Annotated in this window: 15 protein-coding genes and 1 pseudogene; all 16 read right to left on the bottom strand. The window is 28.0% G+C overall.

Annotation, left to right across the window (positions count from 1 at the left end; all coding sequences use genetic code 11):
- Nucleotide 1 precedes the first annotated feature (1 nt).
- Nucleotides 2-2,341 carry a GumC family protein gene (locus tag KK2020170_RS00655; protein ID WP_221258898.1) on the bottom strand — a complete coding sequence of 780 codons (2,340 nt, stop codon included), beginning with the start codon at nt 2,339-2,341 and terminating at the stop codon, nt 2-4.
- A gap of 1 nt (nt 2,342) precedes the next feature.
- Nucleotides 2,343-3,107 carry a polysaccharide biosynthesis/export family protein gene (locus KK2020170_RS00660; protein WP_221258899.1) on the bottom strand — a complete coding sequence of 255 codons (765 nt, stop codon included), beginning with the start codon at nt 3,105-3,107 and terminating at the stop codon, nt 2,343-2,345.
- 59 nt (nt 3,108-3,166) lie between these two features.
- Nucleotides 3,167-5,107 (bottom strand): polysaccharide biosynthesis protein, encoded by a 1,941-nt coding sequence (locus tag KK2020170_RS00665; RefSeq protein ID WP_255567325.1) that lies wholly within the window; start codon nt 5,105-5,107, stop codon nt 3,167-3,169.
- 106 nt (nt 5,108-5,213) lie between these two features.
- On the bottom strand, nt 5,214-6,344 hold the full coding sequence (locus tag KK2020170_RS00670; protein WP_221258900.1) for a DegT/DnrJ/EryC1/StrS family aminotransferase: 1,131 nt from the start codon (nt 6,342-6,344) through the stop codon (nt 5,214-5,216).
- Complete coding sequence (locus KK2020170_RS00675; protein ID WP_255567354.1) at nt 6,337-6,942, bottom strand: acetyltransferase; 606 nt, start codon at nt 6,940-6,942, stop codon at nt 6,337-6,339. The genes KK2020170_RS00670 and KK2020170_RS00675 overlap by 8 nt, the downstream gene beginning before the upstream one ends.
- A gap of 9 nt (nt 6,943-6,951) precedes the next feature.
- A pseudogene (locus KK2020170_RS13155) lies at nt 6,952-7,551 on the bottom strand (sugar transferase); the annotation flags it as partial.
- Complete coding sequence (locus KK2020170_RS00680) at nt 7,544-8,677, bottom strand: glycosyltransferase (protein WP_221258901.1); 1,134 nt, start codon at nt 8,675-8,677, stop codon at nt 7,544-7,546. The pseudogene KK2020170_RS13155 and the gene KK2020170_RS00680, both read right to left, overlap by 8 nt.
- Complete coding sequence (locus tag KK2020170_RS00685) at nt 8,670-9,536, bottom strand: glycosyltransferase family 2 protein (protein ID WP_221258902.1); 867 nt, start codon at nt 9,534-9,536, stop codon at nt 8,670-8,672. The genes KK2020170_RS00680 and KK2020170_RS00685 overlap by 8 nt, the downstream gene beginning before the upstream one ends.
- Nucleotides 9,537-9,539: 3 nt before the next feature.
- The gene (locus tag KK2020170_RS00690; protein ID WP_221258903.1) at nt 9,540-10,640 is read right to left on the bottom strand and encodes an EpsG family protein; all 1,101 of its coding nucleotides are present in this window, start codon (nt 10,638-10,640) and stop codon (nt 9,540-9,542) included.
- Nucleotides 10,637-11,752, bottom strand: coding sequence for a glycosyltransferase family 4 protein (locus KK2020170_RS00695; protein WP_221258904.1), 1,116 nt, complete (start codon nt 11,750-11,752; stop codon nt 10,637-10,639). Before KK2020170_RS00695 ends, KK2020170_RS00690 begins: the two co-directional genes overlap by 4 nt.
- The gene (locus KK2020170_RS00700; protein WP_221258905.1) at nt 11,753-12,688 is read right to left on the bottom strand and encodes an acyltransferase family protein; all 936 of its coding nucleotides are present in this window, start codon (nt 12,686-12,688) and stop codon (nt 11,753-11,755) included. It abuts the gene before it with no gap.
- A 10-nt stretch (nt 12,689-12,698) separates the two neighbouring features.
- The gene (locus KK2020170_RS00705; protein ID WP_221258906.1) at nt 12,699-13,583 is read right to left on the bottom strand and encodes a glycosyltransferase family 2 protein; all 885 of its coding nucleotides are present in this window, start codon (nt 13,581-13,583) and stop codon (nt 12,699-12,701) included.
- Entirely contained in the window at nt 13,580-14,623 is a 1,044-nt protein-coding gene (locus KK2020170_RS00710) for an acyltransferase family protein (RefSeq protein ID WP_221258907.1), read from the bottom strand. Before KK2020170_RS00710 ends, KK2020170_RS00705 begins: the two co-directional genes overlap by 4 nt.
- A complete protein-coding gene (locus tag KK2020170_RS00715; RefSeq protein ID WP_221258908.1) occupies nt 14,623-15,939 on the bottom strand; it encodes a glycosyltransferase family protein in 1,317 nt (438 codons plus the stop codon). Before KK2020170_RS00715 ends, KK2020170_RS00710 begins: the two co-directional genes overlap by 1 nt.
- Nucleotides 15,932-17,038 carry a glycosyltransferase gene (locus tag KK2020170_RS00720; protein ID WP_221258909.1) on the bottom strand — a complete coding sequence of 369 codons (1,107 nt, stop codon included), beginning with the start codon at nt 17,036-17,038 and terminating at the stop codon, nt 15,932-15,934. The genes KK2020170_RS00715 and KK2020170_RS00720 overlap by 8 nt, the downstream gene beginning before the upstream one ends.
- Nucleotides 17,038-18,525: a lipopolysaccharide biosynthesis protein gene (locus KK2020170_RS00725; RefSeq protein ID WP_221258910.1), complete on the bottom strand. Its 1,488-nt coding sequence runs from the start codon at nt 18,523-18,525 to the stop codon at nt 17,038-17,040. The genes KK2020170_RS00720 and KK2020170_RS00725 overlap by 1 nt, the downstream gene beginning before the upstream one ends.
- Nucleotides 18,526-18,556 lie beyond the last annotated feature (31 nt).

Consider the following 18,556-nt stretch of genomic DNA (forward strand, 5'->3'; position numbering starts at 1 on the left):
TTTATCGTTTCCAAAAAGGTTTTTTCTTAACCTCAACACCATAACCGTAGCCATAACCATAACCGTAACCATATCCTTTTTTAACATCAGTATCGTTTAAAAGGATAGACATGTTAGGAAGTTTATTTTCAGTGTATAATTTTTGAGGAAGTTCTAACATTCTCTTATCTAAGTAATTTGCTCTCGCAACATATACAAATGCATCGGCATATTTAGCAACAATTAATGTATCGGTAACTAAACTGACTGGCGCTGTATCTACAATTATATAATCGTATTCACTTTTAACCTCGTCAAAAAGTTTTTCCATTTTACCATTCATTAATAACTCGGCTGGATTTGGCGGAATTACACCTGATGGTAAGATATCTAAATTTGCAATTTCTTTAGACGCAACAATTAAATCTTTAATAGAACTAAGTGATTTATCTGCTAAGAAATTTGTTACTCCCTTTGAAGGAACCGTAACATATTCGTCTAATTTAGGGTTTCTTACATCTAAACCTATTAATAATACTTTTTTATCAGAATGCGCAATTATCGAAGCTACATTAACAGAAATAAATGTTTTACCTTCTTTAGGATAAGTAGATGTTAAAAATATTGTTTTTGCTTTTTCACTCTGAGCATTATTCAGTAAGAATTCTAAATTAGTTCTTACGATTCGAAGCGCTTCAGCGGTTCCACTTCTATCAGAAGATTGAATAATAAGATTATTACCTTCCATTCTAGGAACTTCTCCCAAAAATGGAATGGTTAATTTATTTTCAATATCACCTCTAGATTTAACTTTTGTATCGAATAAATTTATTACGTAAATAATTGCAAAAGGAATTAATAAACCTATTATAATGGCACCTAAATAAATTAAACGACGATTTGGAGCAACAGGAGATGTTGAAGCCAATGCCTCATCTATTACTTTAGCATTTGGTGCAGTAACCGCAAGGGATATTGCCGTTTCTTCACGTTTTTGTAATAAGTATAAATACAAAGCTTCTTTTACATTCTGCTTTCTAAAAATATCTTTATACACTTTCTCTTGTGTAGGAATTTGAGATATTTTTCCACTTAAAATAGCATTTTGTCGCTTTAAATCTCTTTGTTTAATTACTAAATTAGATTTTAGTTGCTTTAAACTAGATGCTACAGTTTCTCTTAAAGCTGCAATTTTGTTATCGATATTTTGTACTAAAACATTTTTCTCAGCTGCCGATTTTAGAAGCCGATTACGTTCTAAAACCAATCTGTTATAATCATTAATTTGACTTGAAGCACCTTGTTCTGCAGGAATAATGTTTGAAGGGATTAATTCATTATCATTGGTTTGAATATAACTCAACATAGATTCTACGACCTTTAGTTGAGTTTCATTTTCGATATCCATTTTTTCAAACTCACTAGCATTTTCAAGATAAAGACCAGCTTCAGAGACAATATCAGTTACTCTATTATCTTTTTTAAAACGCTCTACATCTTCTTCAACATCTTTTAACTCTTCTGTAATTAATTCCAGACGCTTTTCAATAAACTCCGATGTATTTTCAGCAACATACTTTTTATCATTAACTGCATCTTCGTTATAGTTTGTTACTAATACATTTAAAAAATCTTCTGCTTTTTCCTTAACAGGATCTACTAATGAAAGTTCAATTACACTCGAATACTTATTTAATGTTGTTACCATTAAACGAGATTTAAGTCCTTCAACTACATTTTTGATTGGTGTAATTTGTAAACCAATATTAAAAACTTTCTTGTCTTTGTAGAATTCAGTTTTTAGAAGTACAGCTTTTTGTCTTTCTAATTCAAAAGGATTATCGAAACTATATACACCTAATTTATTATCTGAAACATCAAATATTGTAAATTCTTTTTCCGATTTACTTTCTATTCGGTAATAATGTCCTTTGTTTTTAAATTCTTCAGAAGCATCTGTAAAAACAAGTTTTATGGGTGAATACTTGTATAATTCTTCCGATTTGACTCTACCTAAATTAAGGTAAACATAATTTAATTCAAGTTCCGAAACAGTTTCTTCAATAATACCTCTTGATTTTATTACTTCAATTTCATTATCTACATTACTTTTTACATTCGAAAGTAAACCTAAATCTGAAAAAGCTGCTAGTTCAGAAGCAATCCCTCCTTTTCTATCATCTTTTACTAATATTTTAGCAGTAGCTTTATATTGGGGAATTGAATATCGTAAATATAAATATGCAGTAGCGAGCGTTAGGATAACGCCTAACAAAAACCACTTCCAATTAGAAACATATTTAAATACTTCTTCCTTAAAATTGATGTTATTTTGTGTATTAAGAGGTGTTATATTTTGCATTCTATCTAGTTGTTAAAGCAATTATTGTTACTACTAACGATAAAGCTGAAATTCCCACTGCAATATTTGGTCCAACAGCAGAAGAATTTATTCTTGTCTTATTTGGCTCAACATAAACAACATCGTTTTGAGCTAAATAATAATATGGTGAATTTACAATATCCGATTTTGTTAGGTCTAATCGATGTGTACTTTTTACTCCGTTTTCATCACGTATCAGTAATACATTTTTACGTTTCCCATAAATAGTTAAGTCTCCTGCTTTACCAAGTGCTTCTAAAATTGTAATTCTTTCACTAGAAATTTCAAAAGTCCCTGGGCGATTTACTTCTCCTAAAACAGTAACTTCAAAATTTAGAATTCGCATGTTTATAACCGCATCTTTAACATGATCCTTTAACAAGCTCTTCAAATACTCTATTGCTTCTTGTTTATTAAGACCACCAATCTTTACTTTACCAAGTATTGGAAATTCAATATATCCTTCGATATCTACAATATAAGTTTGTGTTCTTTGTGTTTGAATTGCTTCTTCAGAGTTAGATTGCAATACAACACTTTTTAAGTTATAAGGTTCAGCAACCTCAGGATTTTCAGATGACACGACAATCATCAAAACATCATCAGGCTTAATCACTGTGTTATAATTCGTTTTACTTTCTGTACTTATATTATTTTGCAAATACAACATTTTATCACTAGAAGCGCATGAAAAAACAACGAGAGAAAGCGCTAAAAGTAAAAATTTGTAGAATATTTTTTTCATAGTTTTAAGTCAATAGTAATGCAAATATAGTTTTCTTAATTAAATTTCAGCAAAAAACACTAGTCAAGTGCTTCAAAAACAGAATTTTTACTTTTAAATTCAGGCACTATGTTTTTCATAATTGAAACTACCTTTTCAGTATTTAAATTTTCTGCTTGAAACTGCAATATTTTTAATTGCTCTTCTAATGTCTTAAAATTGCCATTGAAAGTTTCAACTGCAATCATTATTTTTTCGTGGTGTGTTGTAAGCGTTTTTGCACTATCATTTAACAACTCTTCATATAGTTTTTCACCGGGACGTAGTCCTACAACTTTAATTGCTATTTCTTCATCAGGTGTGAATCCGGCAAGGCGAATCATTTTTTTGGCTAAATCAATTATTTTGACGGGTTGTCCCATATCAAATATAAAAATTTCACCACCAGAGCCCATAGCTCCAGCCTCTAAAACTAACTGACAAGCTTCGGGAATTGTCATGAAATAACGAATAATGTCTGGATGTGTAATCGTAACCGGGCCACCTTCTTCAATTTGCTTGGTAAATAATGGCACAACAGAACCATTTGAACCTAAAACATTTCCAAAACGGGTAGTAATAAATTTTGTTGAATTTTGTTTGTTTTTATTCAATTCAAAAAAAAGGGATTGCACATAAATTTCGGCTATACGCTTACTCGCCCCCATTATATTACTTGGATTTACGGCTTTATCCGTTGAAACCATAACAAATCTATCAACTCCATAAGTATTTGATAAATCAGCTAGATTTTTTGTACCTAATACATTTGTAACAACTGCTTGATATGGACTTTCTTCCATTAATGGCACATGCTTATAAGCAGCAGCATGATACACCACGTTGGGGCAATAATTAGAAAAAATATGATTTAAAATCTTCTTGTCTTTAATATCGGCAACAAGAGGAATAACTTCAACATTTTGCTTAATTTTTTCAAGTTCAACACTTAAATGATACAAAGGTGTTTCTGCCTGATCTAAAAGAATTACTCTTTGAGGTTTAAAATTTAGAATTTGATATACTATTTCAGAACCAATTGAACCAGCTGCGCCTGTAATTAGAATAACTTTATCTTTAATTTGCTCTGCAATTTTAGTATTATCTAATTCGATTGGATTCCTTTCCAATAAATCTTTAATCTCAAATTTTTTAATACTCTTTGAAATTTCTTTTTGATCGTTCCAATCGGTTACTGTTGGCAACTTCAAAATTTTATAATTATGTTCTAAACAATCTTCTACAATTTTTAATTTTGAATCATTTGACAGACTCTCATTTGATAAAATTAAAGCATCAGCCTTAAGCTTTCTTAATATTACAGAAACATTTTTCTTTTTATGTATAATAGGAACACCCAAAACTTCTTTACTTAGTTTAGATTTCTTCTTGTCTATAAAACCAACAAGCTGATACCTTTTAGGTGACTCAATATTAAGAGCATTTGCAAGCGCAACAGCATTTGAACTTGCTCCATAAATTACAACTTTAGTTAAGTTTTCTTTTTTATTTGCTAATAAATAATTCTCAAATAAAAATTTTACAGCAATTCTAAAAGCAAGTAATAAAATGAATGAAATAACAAAATGAATCGCTAGTGCAGGCATCAAATAAATTTTATTACCTGTAGAAAAATAATGTAGGTAATTTAGCGATACTAAAATTAGAAAGGCTGAAAAGGTAGAAAGCAACAATCTAAAAGCGTCAATAAAAGTAGAGTAACGAATAATTCCTGCATAAGTTCTAAAAGCTAAAAAGCATAATACATTAGCTAAAATTATAATCCCATAGCGAGTAGACAAAGAGTAGGTATCGTAAAATCTTAAGGTAAGATTTGCTACAATTAAATATGTTAAAAAACTAGCAAGAATTAATATCGTAACATCAATACAAATAATTATCCATCTTGGTAAATATCCAATATTTGTAAATCGGTTTTCGAAAAAACTCTCGGCTAATTCTTTGAAATACTCTTTTTTCAAAAAACTTTTGTTTTTTTTAGACACTTGTTAAGTCTTTAATTGAATTTGGGACAACAAATGTATTAAAAGTATTTTGATAAAATGTTACATTATTGAAACTTAAGAATTAAATTTCAAAAAAATCTAACATTATATTTTTTATCCTATCCTTCTCATTTTCAGACAAATTAGAACCCGAAGGTAAACACAAACCTGTTTTAAACAAACTTTCTGCCACATTTCCTCCGTAATAAGGGCAAGCTTCAAAGACTGGTTGTAAATGCATTGGTTTCCACAATGGCCTAGATTCTATATTCTCTTTTTCAAGGGCTAACCGTAGTTTTTCTCTGGTTTCATAATCTTTTAGAACAATTGTAGACAACCAATAATTTGAAAAATATTCCGAGTAAGGTTCTTTAAAAACTTGAACTTCATCAGTATTTTCGAATAAATCATTATAAAACTGATTCATATCTCTTCGCTTAGAAACATGAACATCTAAAACTTCCATTTGTCCTCTTCCTATACCAGCACAAATATTACTCATTCTGTAATTATAACCAATTTCAGAATGTTGATAATGAGGAGCATCATCTCTTGCTTGAGTTGCTAAAAAAACCGCTTTTTCCTTATCAATTTTTGAATTGGTAACAAGAGCACCTCCTCCAGAGGTAGTTATAATTTTATTACCGTTAAATGATAAAATTGCAAAAGTTCCAAAGGTACCGCAAAAACTTCCATCATATTTACTTCCTAAGGCTTCAGCAGCGTCTTCAATTATAGGAATTTGATATCTTTCTCCTATTTCTAAAATTTCTTTAACTTTAAAAGGCATTCCATATAAATGAACAGCAATTATTGCTTTTGGCTTTTGCCCATTTTCAATTCTATCCTTAATTGCACTTTCAAGGGCAATAGGACAAATATTCCAAGTTTCAATTTCACTATCTACAAATATTGGATTCGCTCCCAAATAAACAATTGGATTCGCTGAAGCAGAAAAAGTAAAACTTTGACAAATAACCTCATCACCCATTTTAACTCCTAAAAGGATTAAAGCTAAATGTATCGCTGCTGTACCAGAACTTAGTGCTGCAACTTGAACTTTATTTCCTAAATATTGCTCTAAATCATTTTCAAAACCATTTACATTAGGTCCTAAAGGTGCAACCCAATTCGCATTAAAGGCTTCATTAATATATCTTTGTTCATTACCTCCCATGTGCGGAGAAGAAAGCCATATTTTATCTTTAGTCATTTTCTTGATATTTTATAATTTTCCCCGGAATCCCTACCACAACAGCATTATCAGGAATATTTTCGACAACAACAGATCCTGCACCAATCATCACATTTTTTCCAATTTTTAAGTTTGGCAAAACAGAAGCTCCCATTCCAATTTGTGTTCTTTCACCAACTTGAACCGAACCTCCTAAAGTGGCATTAGGTGAAACATGAACATAATCTTCTAAAATACAATCGTGTTCAACAATTGCACCTGTATTAATTATACAATGATGTCCAATTGTAGTGTCAGGATTTATTACAGCTGCAGCCATAACTTGTGTTCCGTGTCCAATTTTTGCAAATTTAGAAATAACGGCATTTGGATGAATTGTCATAACAAAATTGGTTTGTAATTGTTGAACTATCTTTTTTCTTATTGTATTATCGCCAATAGCAATAATACAATTCTTATTTTTAAAAAAATCAATATTAGGTGTAGATAACAAATTAACTCCAAAAACATTTTCAGCTTTAGGATTGTCATCATAAATAGCATTTACATTATACTTTCCTTCTTCAAAAAAAATATCTAATACTACTTTACAATGTCCACCTCCGCCATAAATCACTACATTTGTATTTCCACTAAAAGGTTCAATAGTAGCTGAATCTACAGCGTTTATACCTTCTTTAATTAAAATCTTTTTTACTGTTTTAAAAAGAATTTTTACATCTAACAAAAATGAAATGTTCTCTACATAAAATATATCTAAATCAAATTTAGTTTCCCAATCAATAGCATTTCTTCCGTTTATTTGGGCCCACCCAGTTATTCCAGGTTTTACTTCGTGACGACGATTTTGATATGGAGAATACAAATTCATGTATTGAGTTAGCAAAGGTCGTGGACCAATCAAACTCATATCTCCTTTTATAACATTTAGTAATTGCGGAATTTCATCCAATGAAGTCTTTCTAACAAATTTTCCAATAGTAGTTAATCGTTCTGCATCGGATAATAAATTTCCATTTTTATCTTTCTTATCGTTCATCGTTTTGAACTTAACAATATTAAAAATTTTGCCTTTATATCCTGGACGTTCTTGTGTGAAAAATGGTTTACCATAATTAGCGAATGCTAGAAACAGTGTAATAATAATAAATAAAGGTAATAGAATTATAAAGCCAATTAAAGCTAATATCACATCTAATATAGATTTGAAAAACTTCCTATACATTACTTATTATGACTTTATAAAATTTAACCCATTCATTTGAAATTTGCTCAGCTGAAAAGTTTTTTAAGACATATTGTCTACCCTTTTTTCCTAGATTTTTTCTCATTTCTTCATTTTCAACTAACATCTTCATTTGAGTATAAAGTTGGTTTACGTTTTTTACTTCGTGTCGAAGCCCTGTTTCCCCTTCAACAATTGTCTCTGCCAATCCGTAAGTATTACTACAAATAACAGGTAATTCGAGCAATGAAGCTTCAATTACGCTTGTACCGAAACCTTCTCTATAGCTAGGTAAACAAAAAACATCTGCTGCTTGTAATACTTCTTCTGGTTTCGCTGTTGGTCCAAAAAAAACAATATTCTCTCTCTGGATTCCTTTTATTTTTTCTAACATATTTTCTTCATCATAACCTATAAGCAACAATTTTACATTAGAACAATCTTTATTTAATTTATAAAAGGCATTAGCTAAATCTAATATACCTTTATCGGTATTCAATCTTCCTAAAAAAGCGAAAATAATATCTTCATTCAAAAAGTTAAAATCTTGCCTATATTTTTCTCTTATTTCATTAGAGGGAAAAAACCGATCTGTGTCTACTCCGCTAATAGACCCTTTACCTAATACCTTAGATTTTTTTAAAGTAATTATATTCTCATTGATTAAAAATTGTCTTTGTGATTCACCGTCAACTAAAATATGAGTATTAAAAAAAACTATTATTTTATCTAATAATTTTAAAAAAAACCTTTTAAACCCTTTTGAAGTATACCAAACTTGACCTGTAAATATATGTATTCGTATTGGAATTCTTGACATCCAAGATGCAACAGCGCTTATTAATCCTGCTTTAGGTGTTACCGAATGTGTAGCATCAAATTTATTCTTTCTTAAAAAACCATATAATAAAAATAATGCTTTTAAATCTTTTATTACATTTATATTCCTTTGGATTGCAATATGCTTAACATTTGAAACAAAAGGCATTGCGGTTTCGTGTTCGTTTTCAAAATTTGCAATTACCGTAATCTCAAATTCTTTTGACAAATGTTCAAAATGCTTAACCAAAAACGCTTTTGCGGTAATTGGGGCAGAAATTATAAAAGCAATTTTTTTTCTATCCACTTTTCAGCACTGATTTTTTTAATTCTAAAAATGAATTAACTTCTTCATTATTTGGCTTAAGAACTGCTGTTCTTAAATAAATGTTTTCCATTCCAAAAGTACTTAAAATAAAAACTATTAAGCATTTGAACCATGCAAATAATTTGAATTTGACTTTTTTTGAAAACGGAATTGGCAAATTACTAAATGAATCTATATCAACTAATATTGATTTGTAATATTTTCTAAATGAAAAGGAATTATCTCTATTGTAAGAATAAAATAGTTCAGGTGAAAAAGCATATTTTTTACCATATAAAATTCGTCTTAAAAAATCCAAATCTTCTGAAAACCTATAGTTAACATTATAATTTATTCCTTCAATATCTTTAACTCTTATAATTGATGATGCGTGTGGCAATTGAACAAACTTTGAATAATCAATACAATTAAAAATTTTAAATTGCTCAAAAGTTTTAATAACCCCATAAATCTTAAAATTTTTATCAACTACAGCCATTGCACTAGACAATAGAGTAATATCTGGATTATTTTCCATGAAATTAAACTGAGTTTCCAGTTTGTTTGGAAAATACCAATCGTCTGCATCTAACATGCACATATATTTGAAACCTAATTCCCTTACTTTTTCAAGTCCTTTTTGTCTAGCATAGCCTCTCCCTAAGTTTTGTTTTAACCTAATTATTATTAATTTATCACAATCAATTTGGCTTATTTTTTCAAACGAATTATCTGTCGAACCATCATCAATAACAATTGCTTTCCAATTCTTGAATGTTTGATTTTGTAAAGAGGTAAAAGTGTTTAAAATACTTTTGCCATTGTTGTAAATTGGAATAATAATAGCTACACTATTCATAAATTATTTAAAAAATATTAATAATGTAAATGTTAGACTTCCTAAAACTAATAAACCTATAAATAGATTTTGCTTTTTTACTAAGTTTTCATTTTTAATCAAGGGATAAACTAATACTAGTGGCATTATGAACCATGATAAATAAGCAATTCTATTTGTGAAAGCAGCATATATTAATAAAACCCAAATTGCATTTGCTATAATGTATGTATTAACTATTCTATTGTAGAAAATATCATTAAAGCCTTTTTTATATTTATAATAGTATGCCAATAAAATTGCAATTCCACTGTATATAATAAGATCAAGTCTATATCTTCTATCTATAAACTCACCATCAATTTCATCAGAAAAATAAGTATCTACCCTTTTATCTTCTAAAATTTGAGAGTTTAATAAAAAATCACTCATAAAAGTTTCAACTTGACTACCAAAAACATAACTTACTATCACTAATACAATCCAGATTCTAATTAAAAAAATTGTATTTGTAGCTTTCATAGCAATTAAAAATGCTAAAAAAGGCAATATCATAGATTTGTGAAATGACAACGACAAAATTATAAAACTATACATTAACCATTTTTTTTCATAAAAATAAATTCCTAATAAAAAAATAGAAGTTGCCAAACCATTTCGAACTCCGTTAATACCAAAAGACCAAAATGACATTGATGAAACAAACATTATAAAAGCAAAAAGAGAATATTTATCTAAGTACTTTTTACAAACTAAATAAATAGGTATTACGTATAACAATGCACAAACTACATAAAAAATATAAATATTTAAATACTCTTTTGAGAAAAGCATCAATAAATAAAATCCATAATCACTTTTTATTCCATAAATTGGGTCATCAATGAAATTAAAAAATACATTTGTGTATTGACTTGTATCTCCCAAATATCTCCAATTCCCGAATGGGTCTCTTAAACCAATAAAAAGTATTGTGGTGAGTACTAAAAGTACACTTGTAACTTTTAAATTAATAGTTGGAAACGATTCTAAATTTGGTTTAACAAAAAGTGGAAAAATTCCAAGTAAAATAATAGTACTCAGTATAAAATAATAAACAATCGAATATATTTCTACGGGTATCAATTTGTAATTATTTTAAATAATTTTTCGTTATAATGTTTCCAATTTGCTTTTTGAATTATTCTTTTTCTTGCTTTCAGTCCTTCATTTTTAACTAATTCTTGATTTTGAATTAAATTAATAAATAAATCTGCTAACATTTGTTCATTATCTTGTTCAATTAACCAGCCACCATTACCTTCTTCAATTGCATCAGGTATTCCTCCTGAACGAACTCCAATTACTGGAATTCCACAAGATTGGGCTTCTAGAAAAACTAATCCAAAGCCCTCAACAGAAGTTGAATTTTCTAATTCACGTGTGCAAAGTACAAAAATATCATTTGTATTATAAAAAGCAGGTAATTCTAAATCGGGAATAAAATCATGAAAAGTTACATTATTTTCAATTCCTAAGACTTTTACCAACTGCTTTAAATTTTCCAAATAATCACCAGTACCCCCAATATTCCATTGAATTTTATTTTTAAAATCAATCGGTAAGTTTGCAATTGTTCTTGCAATAAAGTCGTATCCTTTAAATTTTAAAATTCTAGAAACTGAAGCAATTTTCAAAATGTCTTTGTTTTCCTTAAGAACTTCATTTGGTTTGAAAAAATCTTCATTTACACCAAGCGGCAAGGCAATTACATTTCCTTTTTTATTTATTTTTTCGATTAACTTTTTGGTATAATTACTATTTGCAATATTCATTTTAGCTCTACCTAAAACCCATTTTGCATAAATAGGTAACCAAAAGTACTTTCTAAATTTTGAAATACCACTTAAAAACTCTGTCCCATGACCAAGAATATAAATATTTTTAAAACCAGCTAAAATCGAAAGTGCTGCTTCTGGATGCCATACACCACATAAAATTGTATATTCCTCTTTATTCTTAATATTTTGCAAATAGGAGAATGCTACTCTTTCACATTTAATTCTTTTCTGAGGTAGTTCAATAACTTGAACTTTATCAAAATTATATGGTTTGTTTTCACCTATTTTAATTCTTGTCAAAACTATAACATGTTCAAAATTAATTTGCTGCCCAACAGCAATTTCTTGACATAATCTAGCGATACCACCATTTGATGGCGGAAAATCATAAGAAAATATTATTAATGTTTTGTTCATTTATTTTCCTTCTAAAATAGGAAGGTATTTTTTTATTAGAATAATTGGGAAATATAATATAGGTATTAAAATTAATGAGGTAAGAAATCCATTGTCAACTCCAAACTTTAATAAAATAAACCTTGCAATAAACAGAAATTTCAAATGTAAACACATAATTAACAACGAGTTTTCTCCTAACCATTGCAATATTTTATTCTTTTGCAATAATCTACTTAAAAACAAAGAGGCTAAAATCAATAAAAGCGAAGCCGAATAGAATATAAAAGGATTACCAATTAGATTTACTCTTAGATCAGGCTTTAAAACATTCAAACTAACTAAATATATTCCAATAATCGATAAAGGTATAAACATCCAGTTCTTAAAATAATTGCCTACAATTAAGTAATACTGCTTGAAATAATTTCCTAAAATAAAAAATGGCAACGATAACAAGACCGAAATTAAATGAAATGGTAAAATTTTTGTCTCATCATTACTAAAATACAATCCAACTATGACGAAAGCAATTATTAAAAATCTCATTTTAATTAATAAAAGATAGATAAAATTTAACAAAAATAATGCAGGTAAAAACCACAAAACTATATTCCAGCTTAAATAAAATCCATCAGAAACACCTAAAAATGTTCCATAAAAAAAATCAAAAAAATTAAATTTTGAATTATTATAATTAGGTATAAAATAAATTAAAAAAGAAAGAAAACTAAAAAGTGCGTAGGGAATTAAAATACGCTTACCTTTTTTAACTAAAAAATCTTTCAATGTTGTTTCTTTAAAGAAAAAACCGGAAATAAAAAAAAATAACGGCATGTGAAAACTAAAAATTACGTTAATAATATTTCCATTTACACTTCCAGCATGACCTAGAATTACTAAAAAAATCCCTATTCCCTTTAAAATATTAAACTCGTTAAAAATAATCTTTCCCATAAATAAAAGATTAATATTTAGTACATCTAACTTTCATTTTACCAACAGTTATTCCTTCATTAAAAGAAGTTATAAATTGTTTAAATAGACTTATCTTCTTATAAGAAAAAGCATAAGCACTAACTAATTTGATTAGATAAATAATTGAAGTAATTTTATAAAAACCTTTTACATGTCTACTAATAATCAAAGAACGATTTCTAACCAAAGACCCAATATATTTTTTAATATCAGGAACACGGCACCCACCTGTTTCAGCAGCTAAATGATAAACTGAAGCTTTCGAATGAAACATTATTTTATATCCTTCTTTTTTAACACGCAAACAAAAATCTGTTTCTTCATATAAAGCAGCTCCCTTAGTAAGATTTTCATCAATTCCATTAACTTTTAACAATACTTCTTTTTTGGTTGAAAAATTACATCCCTTTCCATGATCAGTCTCAAATGTTCCTTCAAGATGAAAGCCTGCTAAAGGATTCGCAGTCCATTTATCAAAGTTCCCCGTTTTTTTTCCAGAATTTGGATTATTCTTCTCAATAACTTGCCCTCCAACTACACCAACAGAATTATCTTTTAAAGCAGAAAAGTGTTCTTTTAAAAGATTCTCTTTACAACTAATGTCATCGTCAACATATAAAATATAATCATATTTTGCATTTTGCCAACCAAAATTTCTAGCTTCAGGTAAACCTTTAAAAAAAGTAATATGATGATAACTGCAAAAAGTATAATCATTGCAAAAATTTAGCACCTCAAGATCAAATTGACTAGACTGATCGACTATAATTATCTCAAATGGAAAATCACATTTTTGAACAACCAAATCTTTGAGTGAATTCAGTAAAAATTCAGTTCTATGTAATGTTGGTATTATGACTGATATCCCTGTCATTGAAATTTATTTAATAGGTATTTTTTAAGGCGGTCCAAATATACGGCTTCAAATTTGAAAACTATAATTGTTGCTAAGAGAATAGAAATTAAAATTGGAATTAATATAATTATTTGATAATCAAACTTTAATGTTTGTATTAGATAAAATAAAACTATATAACCAATGTTCTGATGTATTAGATATAATGGATAAGAAATTTTACCTAAAAATAATAACACTTTGTTTTTACCTAAAAACTTTAATTTTTGATAGGCTACTAAATAAAAAATAATAAAGAAAAGTGTTGCTACAATACATTCAACAATATTCGATTTTGATTCTTCTTCAAACTTTGTTAATGTCAAGAAAAAATAAGCTAACAATGAAAAAACTATTAAAATGTGAGTACTCAATTTCATTTTCTCTAAATCATATTTCCATAACTTATAAAATAAAATTCCAGCAAAAAATAATGGACTCCATTTTAAATTAAATATAACTCCCAACATAAAAACACTTATATCATTAGGAATACAAATAATTGAAATCAGAACCCATAAAAAGCCAATTAATTTTATATGAGTTAGCCATTTCAATTTGAATAACAATAATATAAAACCATAGAATAAAAGTTCCACAGCTAATGACCAATAAACCCCATCAATATGCTTGGTGTGAAAAATTGGATTTACCACGTCTTGAATCATAGTTAAATTGACAAGAAAATCTTTTGAAGAAAATTGCATTTTAGGTAATCCAAAAAAAAGTATTGCACTTGTTGTAATTAAGATTGATAACCAATAGGTTGGAAATAATCGAACAAAACGTTTTATTATAAATTCTTTACTTGATTTGACTTGCTCGATAGTCATAAAAATAACAAAGCCACTTATTAGAAAAAACAATTCTACTCCAAGGTAACCATATTTAAATTCAAATTTGAAGCTTTCAGGAACACCATAATCAATTGAAAAAATGGTTGTATAATGCCTTAAAACAACTGCTAATGCTGCTAATCCTCGTAATGCATCTAAACTATCAATCCTTTTTTTTTCCATTATAGATTAGATATGATTTTTATAAAGCTTTTCGTTTGTGAAGTAGCTAAATAACTAGAACAAAACTCAATATTTGGTTTAGTTTCAGATTTTTTAAAAAAATTAGTTAAGATTACTAAATCTTGATCTATATCGTTTGTTAGAAAAACTCCTAAATTTGCCTTTGTAAGTTGGGTTTTTGCTTCGCTAATTTCTGGTACTAATGCAATTACTGTTTTTTTTAAAGCTATATAATCTACCATTTTAGCAAAAGAGCACCACCATCTTCCTTCTGAAATCAGTAAGCAGGCTTTTGCTTTTACAATTTCTTTATATAATTCCTTTTGTGGCAAATGGTCTAAAAAATCAACATCTTCTAATGATTTTATATTATCTACATTTTCTTTAATAATCTTATAATTGATCTCTTTATTACCAATTATTTTTAATTTGATTTTGAAATTTGATTTTGAATTGTATTGAGTAATTAAATCGAAAATATAAAATCCATTTTCGATTAAATATTCTCCTGAATAAAGAATTGTATCTTCTTCATTATCCGAATTAGACACCTGAAAATCATTATCTAAACCTGTAGGAATAAAATGAATTTTTTCAAAATATTCACCTTTAAATATATCGTGTAAAATATTTTTATGAGCCAATGAAGCTGTAATTACAACATCAGATTTAGCAATAACATTATGCTTAATTTTTCTTTGTTTAAAGTAAACATGATCAATCCCTGAATGATTTCTTAAAACTGTAGTTAATGGATCTCTAAAATCGGCAATCCATTTTACATTTGGATTTTGTTTTTTTATTTCTAAACCGATATTACCTGTTGTAAATGGTGGCATGGTTGTATAAACAAAATGAATATTATTTTCTTTAATTAATTTATTAGCACTTTTAATTGCACTTTTTTTCCAAGTCCAAAATCTATCTGGTACGTTAAGCCAATTTTCTAATAAAAAATTATAAGCCCTTTGTCTAATTGATAATTTTGATTTATAGTTAATTGAATTACTATTATCATTATCTTTAAAAAAACCTTCTGCTTTTAAAGTTTTAAAAGTCCTATCTTTTCCTGACAACCACATATATAAACCACGAAAAGATGGTTCAATATACTTAGTACGATGAATTTCAACACCTTCTAAATCCATTAACAAAGTTACATCTTCATTATAATTATAATTTGTATCTACAGTAATTACAATAGGCTTCCAACCCTCGCGCTTTAAATATTTAACCAATTTATGTGCTCTAAAAACAGCTGCATGTGTTTCAGGTGCAAAAAATGGTGTTATGATTAAAATATTTTTATTATGCATAATACAATTTGTAAAGTTCCTTAACGTACAGCTTTACATCATATTTTTTAACTTTTTCAATTGTACACTCTACCATTCTAAAATAAGAATCATTCAAAAGTAAAGCTTCCATTTTAATTGCCAATTGGTTTTCATCCAAATTTTCATAAACATACCCATCAACTCCATCTGAAACAATTTTTTGAATTCCGCCAGAATTTGGCACAATTGCTGGTAACCCACAAGCCATTGCTTCAATACAAACAATCCCAAATGGTTCATATGGTGCTGCATGCACAAAAGCAAAAGCGTGTGGTAAAATTTTAGGTATATCATTTCGCATTCCTAAGAATTGAACCCTTGTTACAATTCCTAAATCAAAAGCTAGTTTTTCTAATTCTTTTTTTTGCTCCCCATCACCACAAACTATTAAACCTATATCATAGCCTTTTTCACAAAGGATTGCTGTTGCTTTAATAGAAACATCTACACGTTTATTGACTCCTTTTCCAAGAGTCCCAACGGTTATGAAATTATACTTTGGTAGTTTTTGATCCAAAACCTTTTCCAAGTTTTTAACTTCAACAGGCTTAAATTTAGCTAAATCTATACAATTGTACATTACCTTTAATTTTGAATTTGCAATGTAATGTGTTGTATTTGTCCAACTTTTCAATTCGTCACTACATACTATAATTTTATCAAAAATAAATTGCGAAATGAAATTACTTATTCTAAAAAAAATAGAATTTAAATAAATATCCCCTTGTTCGAAACCGATACGATTTTTTACACCCACTAATTTAGCCGCAGTATTGGCTAATAATCTCGACCATGTTAAATGCGTTTCTACAACTGTTGGGTTTTCATTTTTTATATATCGTATTAAAAGAGAGATGATTTTAAAATAAGATTTTTTATTAAAAAAATCTCTTAGATTTAAACATTCAACTTCAACACCAATCTCTCTAAATCTTTCACTCAACGAATCATCTTCAAATAGAACTACAACTTTTTGAATATCATTTGGATGCTGTACCAACATTTCTTTAACTATTGTTAAAAGATGTGTTTGTGCACCACCCATTTTTATTTCGTCTATAAAATGTAAAATTTTCATTATAATCCTTTAGAAATTAGTTTTCTTTCTTCGCCATCAATCACAAAATACATTGTAAAAAAGAATATACAACTGAACAATCCATTTTTAATTAAAAAGACAAACCAAGTATTTGAAGTAAACTGTTGATTAATATAATAAGAAACAAGCATTACAATTATAAAAGCCAAAGTAAACTTAAATAAAGCCTTTATGAAAAATTTTGGCATATTTAATTTTAATTTAGATTGATAATAAAAATTCATTACAACTTGTAATAAAAAAACAGCAGAAACTAATCCAGTAATCATACCGTACATACCATATTGCTTAGACAAAAAATAACCCAAAATTGCGCCAATTATACTAAATAATAAAAAGTTTAACGATTTAAAACGCAACATTTTTTTAGCATCTAAAATGGCATGAGAATAGCCTTGAGCAATTGGAATTATATAAACTGCCATTATAGATAATGCAATCCAATATGCTGGTAAATATAATTCACCAATCCAAAGTTTAATAAAATCTTGCCCTGTTAGTAAGAATGCTCCAAACACATAAATTAGAAGAATATAAGAAATTCTTCCTACTTTAATCATTTGGTCTGTTAAAACTTCATTTGATGCATTATTGTAAACTGCTTGAACTGCCTTTGGTAATAATAAATTATTTATAATATTTCCAAATGTTGTAAAATACACGCCAAGCATAACACCAACACCAAAAACAGCTACAATAGTTGTGTTTGTTGTTGAACCTAAAATTACTTGTCCTGTTCTCCATTGAAATTGGTAAACTAAAGCAAAGAGAAAAATCCAAAATGAATATTTAAAAATCTCTTTTACAAATGAAAAATCCCAATTATGTAGCTTAATTTTAATTTTTAATTTCGAAAATGAATACCAAATTGTAACTAAAATAAAAACCATATTAATTATTGTATCTAAAACAACAACTCCAATAGAATCAGAACCGTAATGCAATATAAAAACTAATGTAATCGTTCTTATTATGACTTTTAATATAGATAAAATTCGGGGAAATATAAATTTTTCATAGCCTGAACAAATACCCGTAAATGCACCTCCTGGTAAAGTAAAAGCTATATTAAAAACTAAAATAATAAGCATAATTTTGGCTTTATGTAATTCTTCTACTGAAAGTGATTTTGAAAAAAAATAATCAATATTGAAATAAAACAAAGCTCCAAATACTGCTAACAATACAGCAATAGCACAATAAATAATTAAACTAGTTGCTAAGAAATTTTCTTGGGCTCTTTCATCTTTTTGTACTCGATATTGTGCTACATAACGAATGATTGCATTGTTGAGTCCTAAATCGAGAACAGATAAATATCCTACAAAAGCACCAATAAGCGTATACAAACCATACTCTTGGTTGCCTAAAGAACGAATAACATAAGGCGTTACAAGAATTCCTGTTAAATTAGTTAGACCTAAATTAACATAAGAGAGTAAAGCTGCAAACTTATGTTCTTTCACAAATTAATTTCTTGAATTTTCTAAAAACAGA

Source organism: Flavobacterium okayamense, from assembly GCF_019702945.1.
In the GTDB taxonomy this organism is placed as follows: Bacteria; Bacteroidota; Bacteroidia; order Flavobacteriales; family Flavobacteriaceae; genus Flavobacterium; species Flavobacterium okayamense.

Coding starts and splice junctions, on each gene's coding strand:
- KK2020170_RS00715 (WP_221258908.1), bottom strand. CDS start 15,939: ATGCATAATAAAAATATTTTAATCATAACACCATTTTTTGCACCTGAA.
- KK2020170_RS00655 (WP_221258898.1), bottom strand. CDS start 2,341: ATGCAAAATATAACACCTCTTAATACACAAAATAACATCAATTTTAAG.
- KK2020170_RS00700 (WP_221258905.1), bottom strand. CDS start 12,688: ATGGGAAAGATTATTTTTAACGAGTTTAATATTTTAAAGGGAATAGGG.
- KK2020170_RS00720 (WP_221258909.1), bottom strand. CDS start 17,038: ATGAAAATTTTACATTTTATAGACGAAATAAAAATGGGTGGTGCACAA.
- KK2020170_RS00695 (WP_221258904.1), bottom strand. CDS start 11,752: ATGAACAAAACATTAATAATATTTTCTTATGATTTTCCGCCATCAAAT.
- KK2020170_RS00685 (WP_221258902.1), bottom strand. CDS start 9,536: ATGAATAGTGTAGCTATTATTATTCCAATTTACAACAATGGCAAAAGT.
- KK2020170_RS00660 (WP_221258899.1), bottom strand. CDS start 3,107: ATGAAAAAAATATTCTACAAATTTTTACTTTTAGCGCTTTCTCTCGTT.
- KK2020170_RS00670 (WP_221258900.1), bottom strand. CDS start 6,344: ATGACTAAAGATAAAATATGGCTTTCTTCTCCGCACATGGGAGGTAAT.
- KK2020170_RS00710 (WP_221258907.1), bottom strand. CDS start 14,623: ATGGAAAAAAAAAGGATTGATAGTTTAGATGCATTACGAGGATTAGCA.
- KK2020170_RS00705 (WP_221258906.1), bottom strand. CDS start 13,583: ATGACAGGGATATCAGTCATAATACCAACATTACATAGAACTGAATTT.